The sequence below is a fragment of the Acetobacterium sp. genome (assembly GCF_030652775.1).
In the GTDB taxonomy this organism is placed as follows: Bacteria; Bacillota; Clostridia; order Eubacteriales; family Eubacteriaceae; genus Acetobacterium.
In genome coordinates this window covers 55589-62291 of record NZ_JAUSPS010000083.1, presented here as the reverse complement: position 1 = coordinate 62291, position 6703 = coordinate 55589, and the positions used below count along the sequence as shown (strand labels likewise).

General features: G+C 41.1%; 9 protein-coding genes. 7 read left to right on the top strand and 2 right to left on the bottom strand.

Going from position 1 to position 6703, the window contains the following annotated elements; translation table 11 throughout:
• Positions 1-273 precede the first annotated feature (273 nt).
• Both Q7J41_RS15360 and Q7J41_RS15355 read right to left on the bottom strand, forming a co-directional pair.
• Positions 274-591, bottom strand: a complete 318-nt coding sequence (locus tag Q7J41_RS15360; protein ID WP_304889314.1) for a type II toxin-antitoxin system RelE/ParE family toxin — start codon at positions 589-591, stop codon at positions 274-276.
• Positions 581-841: a type II toxin-antitoxin system Phd/YefM family antitoxin gene (locus Q7J41_RS15355; RefSeq protein WP_304889313.1), complete on the bottom strand. Its 261-nt coding sequence runs from the start codon at positions 839-841 to the stop codon at positions 581-583. Before Q7J41_RS15355 ends, Q7J41_RS15360 begins: the two co-directional genes overlap by 11 nt.
• Before the next feature lie 249 nt (positions 842-1090).
• Between Q7J41_RS15355 and Q7J41_RS15350 the strand changes: the two genes are divergently transcribed.
• The 7 genes from Q7J41_RS15350 to Q7J41_RS15320 all read left to right on the top strand — a co-directional run bounded on the left by Q7J41_RS15350 (position 1091) and on the right by Q7J41_RS15320 (position 6685).
• Positions 1091-1915 carry a Fic family protein gene (locus tag Q7J41_RS15350; RefSeq protein WP_304889312.1) on the top strand — a complete coding sequence of 275 codons (825 nt, stop codon included), beginning with the start codon at positions 1091-1093 and terminating at the stop codon, positions 1913-1915.
• A 193-nt stretch (positions 1916-2108) separates the two neighbouring features.
• A complete protein-coding gene (locus Q7J41_RS15345) occupies positions 2109-2540 on the top strand; it encodes an arsenic metallochaperone ArsD family protein (RefSeq protein WP_304889311.1) in 432 nt (143 codons plus the stop codon).
• A gap of 255 nt (positions 2541-2795) precedes the next feature.
• Positions 2796-4229 (top strand): nicotinate phosphoribosyltransferase, encoded by a 1434-nt coding sequence (locus tag Q7J41_RS15340; protein ID WP_304889310.1) that lies wholly within the window; start codon positions 2796-2798, stop codon positions 4227-4229.
• Positions 4230-4272: 43 nt separating this feature from the next.
• A complete protein-coding gene (locus tag Q7J41_RS15335) occupies positions 4273-5319 on the top strand; it encodes an L-threonylcarbamoyladenylate synthase (RefSeq protein ID WP_304889309.1) in 1047 nt (348 codons plus the stop codon).
• An 18-nt stretch (positions 5320-5337) separates the two neighbouring features.
• Positions 5338-5787, top strand: coding sequence for a ribose 5-phosphate isomerase B (rpiB, locus tag Q7J41_RS15330; protein WP_304889308.1), 450 nt, complete (start codon positions 5338-5340; stop codon positions 5785-5787).
• 177 nt (positions 5788-5964) lie between these two features.
• Positions 5965-6306, top strand: coding sequence for an AtpZ/AtpI family protein (locus tag Q7J41_RS15325; RefSeq protein WP_304889307.1), 342 nt, complete (start codon positions 5965-5967; stop codon positions 6304-6306).
• Positions 6281-6685: an ATP synthase subunit I gene (locus Q7J41_RS15320; protein ID WP_304889306.1), complete on the top strand. Its 405-nt coding sequence runs from the start codon at positions 6281-6283 to the stop codon at positions 6683-6685. Before Q7J41_RS15325 ends, Q7J41_RS15320 begins: the two co-directional genes overlap by 26 nt.
• The last annotated feature ends 18 nt before the right edge of the window (positions 6686-6703 follow it).

Sequence of the window (6703 nt, the reverse complement as noted above, 5' to 3'; positions counted from 1 at the left end):
TATTGTATCAACTCGTATTGCTAGTTTACTTGACAACTCAGGATTTGTTTTTAATCCGACATCGCTCAAAGGTATTCATCGTTATCTTTTTAAAGATATCTTGCCAGAAAAATGGGCGGGTGAATTTAGAGAAAAGAACATCTAGAGAGAGCGCCAGTGCCTGCCACCAACCTATAAACTTAAAATCATTGGCAAAAGCAGCTTGAATAACAGCGATCGATTCATTGGGAAGCTGTGCCAGCCGCTAACTTATCTTTATGATGCGAAATTATTCTATAATTTATTTTTGTATAATTCTAATTCGTGAAAATAGCCCATGATAAATACGGTATGGTTTTCTTCTTCGATACGGAAAATGATGATATAATTATAATGTGGTACAAGTGCCTTTCGATATCCCTTGGTTTTCATAAGAAGTTCATCGGAATATGCATACATTTTTGGATTAAACTCCAAATTATCATAAACGTGCTCGATTTCTATTAGTAAATTTCCAGCTGCCTGTGGGTTTTTAAGTTGATTAACAAGGTGACTTACAATATGATCAAGTAATTCCTCGGCACTTTCTGTTATAATGAGCTTATATCGCATATTTATTCTTTAGATTATCAAGAGATTCCCTTGCATCCGTAGTTTTGCCCGTATCAATCTGGTTTTCAGATAATTCCAGTTGATGATACATGTTTAATCTTTTCATTGTCATTTCGTACAGTTCAACACTCATGATTACCATATCACCATAACCGTTTTTGGAAATATAAATGGGTTCTTCTGAAACATGACACATTTCTGAGATTTGTGATGTGTTTTTCAAATCCTTAATTGGAATAATTTTTGGCATAATAGCCACCTCCTTAGGTTATGGCATAATTATACCATTATTATTCCATGACATCAACGGTGGTTATGCAAAAAAACAGGTAACTGTGCCTGCCACCAACTTATAAACTTATTAAGTTGCTACTGAAGGGGGAGCCTTCAAAAGCAAAGGGAGAACTGTGTCTGCCTCTAACTTATATAGCTTTTTAGGTATATTTAATGTCATGGCGACCGAACCGTTTAAAATTAGTCTAAAAAAGTGGAGAGAAGAATGACTGAAAATAAATATGATGAAACATATGAAGAAATTGAAGAAACAACTGATCCGCAGCAAAAGGAAAAATATTGGAAAACTGGATTTGGTTTGAATAAAATTGATTATTTGGAACCTTCGGAGTATTTGACTAATACGTTGTTACCGGATCACTTTGCCGGAAAATTGACGTATCAGGAAGTTGAAAATTATTTAGTAAATCACTATCAAACTTTACCGGATAACGATCAGAATCTAAAAGAGCGTGAATGTGATATTGTATCAACTCGTATTGCTAGTTTACTTGACAACTCAGGATTTGTTTTTAATCCGACATCGCTCAAAGGTATTCATCGTTATCTTTTTAAAGATATTTTGCCAGAAAAATGGGTGGGTGAATTCAGAGAAAAGAACATCTATAAGAAGGAGCCGGTACTTCAAGGTGAGTCGGTGGCCTATGCGAATTATTTCATGATTGAAGACACCTTACGCTATGATTTTGAAATGGAAGGGAAGAAGGATTATGTTGGCAAAGATACTCAGGAAATAATTAAAAGTATTGCATCCTTCAACTCTTCGATCTGGAAAGTTCATCCCTTTAGAGAAGGGAATACCAGAACGATAGCCGTATTTATGGTTCAATATTTGAATGTGCTTGGTTTTGATGTTAACAATGAGCCATTTGAAGCCAAAGCAAGTTATTTCAGAAATGCGCTGGTGCGGGCAAATTATACAAATCTAGCTAAGAAGATCAGCAACACGGATCATTATCTGATTAAATTTTATGAAAATTTATTAAATCATGCTGACCATTTGTTATTGGATCAGGAAGAAAATCTTTGAGTAACCGTGCCTGACAGTGCGGCCGAGCCAGGTCGGAGAAGGATCAGTACCGGCCACTAACTTATATGGGACTAAAGGGTAAGCGCCAACAGCTCACGTACATCCGCATCAAATTTAATAGCATTTTAAAGGAGCATCAATTATAATGATGACAAAGAATGTGAATGTCTGAAAATAATTGCAGGAGGCAATAATGAAAAAAGTAGAAATATATGAACCGGCCGGCTGCGCCAGCGGCGTTTGCGATCCGATGATCGAGGCCGATTTAATCCGCATTGAACGGATGGTCCAAGATTTAAGAGAACGGGGTGTTTCGGTGTCCCGTTATAACGTCATGGACGATATGTCGGCCTTTATGGATAGTTTTGTGGTAAAGGAAGCGATCGCTACCAAAGGCATCGATTGTTTGCCAATAACCATTGTGGCTGGAAAAATCGAGATGATGGGAAAGTATCCAAGCGACTTTGCCTTGGCCAAATGGGCGGGACTGCCCTGGAGTGATCTAGAAATCTATGCGGATCGCGAAAAACGGGGGCAAACGGTTTTATTTGGTTTGAGTGAAGATGTTAAAGATAACGACTGTGATGAAAGTGATTGTTCGGGCGATTGCAATAGTTGCGGCTGATCAAGTAATATTATTCGTAAAAAAATATGAAATGCGCGAGCATTTCTTTTTTTTACTAAAAATTACTACAAGAATTTATTATCGCAATTGTATATTTATTAACAAGGAGAATATTAACGAGCGAATTCACGGAAAACGTGAAAAAAACAGGTAAAAAGCGGGAACAGTACGCAAATATTTATATTGAAAAAGTTTGTATTTTACTCTAATAAAGTGGTAGAATAATATGCAATGTGAAAAGAAGGAGAATTTAGTATGCAATTTGACCGAAAGCTTCAGCTTGCAACGGATTTATACCAATTTACCATGGGAAATGTATACGTTCAAGATGGTAAAGAAAATGAAGAAGCTGTTTTTGATGTTTTTATTAGAAATAACCCGTTTGAGGGTGGTTATACCGTTGTTGCCGGGTTAGAGCAAGTTATTGAATATGTCAATGGCATCCGGTTTACTAAGGGAGATACGGCATTACTGAAAAAGAATCATCCTGAATTTTCACCCGCTTTTTTAGCCTACCTGGAGAACTTCAAATTCGAAGGGGAAATCTTCGCTATTCCGGAAGGAAGTATTATTTTTCCGATGGAACCGATTATTCGGGTTAAAGCACCACTGATTCAAGCCCAGATCGTCGAAACCACCATTCTGAGTATTGTCAATCATCAGACGCTCATCGCCACCAAGGCATCCCGGATCATTGAAGAAGCCCGGGGAGATGTGGTCATGGAGTTCGGGTTGCGCCGGGCTCACGGAACGGAAGCCGGTTTTTATGGTGCCCGGGCTGCAGTTATCGGTGGTTGTGCCGGAACCAGTGTAGTCGAAACCGAAGCAATGCTGGATCGGCCGGCCATGGGAACGATGAGCCACAGCTTTATTCTCAGTTATGATACCGAGCTGGAAGCCTTTGAAAAATATGTTAAGTATAATCCCGATAATGCTACCCTTTTAGTGGATACCTACAATACGCTGGAAAAGGGTGTTCCTAATGCCATCAAGGTTTTTAAAAAAGCCCTGGCCGAAGGCGCAATCACCGGTCGCTACGGGATTCGGATTGATTCCGGAGATTTGGCTTATTTTAGTATTGAAGCCCGAAAAATGTTGGATGAGGCGGGTCTGCAAGATGCCGGGATTGTGGCATCGTCGGATCTGGATGAACACCTGATCAAAGATTTAAAGAGCCAGGGTGCCAAAATCAATTCCTGGGGGGTCGGGACTAAGCTGATTACAGCCTATGATTGCCCGGCTTTGGGTGGGGTTTATAAACTGTCGGTGATCTCCGGCAAATCAAAACTGAAGGTATCTAACGACCCGGAAAAGATTACCAATCCCGGATACAAGAAAATCTTTCGAATCTATGGCAAAAGTAATGGGATGGCTCTTGCCGATCTGATTACGCTGGAAGATGAAACGATTAATGAAGCGGAACCACTGATCATTTTTCATCCGGTTCATACCTGGAAAAAACGGATCATCACCGATTATTATATTCGGGAACTGCTGGTGCCGGTTTTTATCGAGGGAAAATGCGTGTACCAAGCACCGACCATCTCAGCCATTCAGCAACACTTAATAGATGAAAAAGACAGCTTATGGCCGGCGTTTAAACGGATGGTGAATCCCCATGTCTATCATGTCGATTTATCCGAAAATCTGTGGGCGTTGAAACAACAGTTATTAAGCGAGGCCGAATGAAAATTCAGTTATTTATAACGGATTAAGAAAAATGGAAACAACAATGAAGACAAAGATAGTTAATATAGAAGCGCTTAATAAACGAGATTTAAGCGATTTAGAGGCGATGGCCAGTCTCATCAAAGCCGGAGGAACGGTTGTGTTTCCGACCGAAACGGTTTATGGACTGGGTGCCGATGCGATGAATCCGCAGGCCATCAAAAAAATATTTGCGGCTAAGGGGCGACCAGATGATAACCCTCTGATTGTCCACATCGCCAGTTTGGATGAGGTGAAGCCATTGGTTGCCAATATTCCAGCAAAGGCTGAGATACTGATGAAAGTATTTTGGCCAGGTCCTTTGACAATTATTATGGAAAAAGCCGAAACCATTCCGACCGAGGTAACCGGCGGATTGAATACGGTCGGGGTTCGCTTTCCGGATCACCCCATTGCCCAGGCATTTATTAAAATGGCGGGACGCCCGATCGCTGCACCCAGTGCCAATCGATCGGGCCGCCCCAGTCCCACCCAGGGAAAACATGTGCTTGAAGATCTGGACGGACGGGTCGACGGGATGATTTTATCGTCGGATGCCGAACTGGGTTTGGAGTCGACCGTTATTGACATGACGGTCGAACCGCCAGTGGTGTTAAGACCTGGAGACATCACGCTGGCCGAGCTGCGGGAGGTTTTGGGCAGGGTGGAGGTTTCTTCTAATGTAACTCAGAATGTGGTGCCGGAGAAGGTTTCGTCTCCGGGGATGAAATACACCCACTATTCACCAAAGGGTGAACTGGTGGTGGTTAAGGGAACGCCTGAAGAGATCCGTGAGAAAATCATCAGAGCGCTGTCTCATCACAAAGGTAAACCGATGACAATTGGGGTATTAGTCAGTGATGAAACGATGGACTTTTATCGGGAAGGCTTTATCATTTCGCTGGGAAGCCGGAATGATCCCAAAGAAATGTCGAAAAATCTCTTTTCCCGGCTGCGCACCTTTGATGAGCTTGGCGTTGAGAAAATATATGCAGAAGATATTCCGCTGAATAATGAAACATTAGCCTTAATCAACCGGCTCTATAAAGCAGCTGGTTATGCCTTTATATAAATAGGAAGGAAAACAAAGATGAAAATTGCGATTGGATCAGATCATGGTGGATTAGCATTAAAAGAAGTAATTAAGCCATTTTTGATAGAACAAGGACACGAGGTGGTTGACTTCGGAACCGGAACTACAGATTCCTGCGACTATCCCATTTATGGCCAACGGGTTGGGGAAGCGGTTAGCTTTGGCGACTGTGATCGGGGTATCGCTATTTGCGGAACGGGTTTGGGGATTTCGATGGCGGTTAACAAGGTGCCGGGAATCCGGGGGGCTTTGTGTACCAATGAATTTATGGCCGAAATGTCAAGAGAACATAACGATGCCAATGTATTGGTATTGGGCGCCCGAGTTTTAGGAGAGGGTCTGGCGATGCGGATTGTTGCGATCTGGCTGCAAACGGAGTTTGCTGGAGACCGCCACCAACGGCGTATTGATGGGATTACAGCGATCGAAAAAAAATATTCAAAATAGCAAAAAAACAGAATTGCTGTATATACAAGTCTATAGAATTGTGATACTATATGTAAAAGATTTCACGAGAAAAGATAAATATTAGTTTTTTCGTTTAGATTGTAGATTAATTAACAACATGGGTGACAAAAAAATATCGATTTACAACAAAAAAATATCAGAACAAAGGAGCATTAGATGAAACACTCAAAAGAGAATCCTTACAAATACCTGGCGATGATCTCTCAGATTGGAATTTCGGTGCTCATTCCGGTGGGGGCAATGATTTTCATCGGCAAAGTTCTGGATTACTATTTTCATACGGGAAACATGGTGGTGATTATTTTAGCCGTGCTGGGTGTCCTGGCGGGTTTGCGAAACATGTATGTGATCCCCCTGCGGATGAGTGAAAGAGCTCAGAAAATAGCGGCTGAAAATAAGACTGATGAAGAGCGAGCAGCTGAAAAAAAGCGGGCTCAAGAATATCGAGATCAGATCAAAAAGGAAAATGAAGATGATGAAAACGATGCAGATTTATAAGAAACTTTCTTTGGAAACCAGAATAATGATTGATGGTGGGCTTGTCAGCCTGGGTCTGATGCTGTTTAGTTTCCTGGCCAAAGATCCCCTGGCATTTGCGCTGGGTGTTATTTTTGGCGGCGCTTACAGTATCCTCAATTTCAGATTAATGCAATTAACCTTTGACAAAGCAATGAAAATGCCATCGGCGAGGGCTCAAAAATATGTTCAGACCAGATATTTTTTGAGATACTTAATAACCGGTGTTGTTATATATGTGGCAATTATTAATCCCTGGGTGAACATCATAGGTGTTTTGCTTGGGTTGGTTGCTGTAAAAATTTCAGTTTTAATCAATACAACAGTATCAAAAAAAAACGTCTTGATCAATGAGGCGTAAAAATTCAAAAACACAATA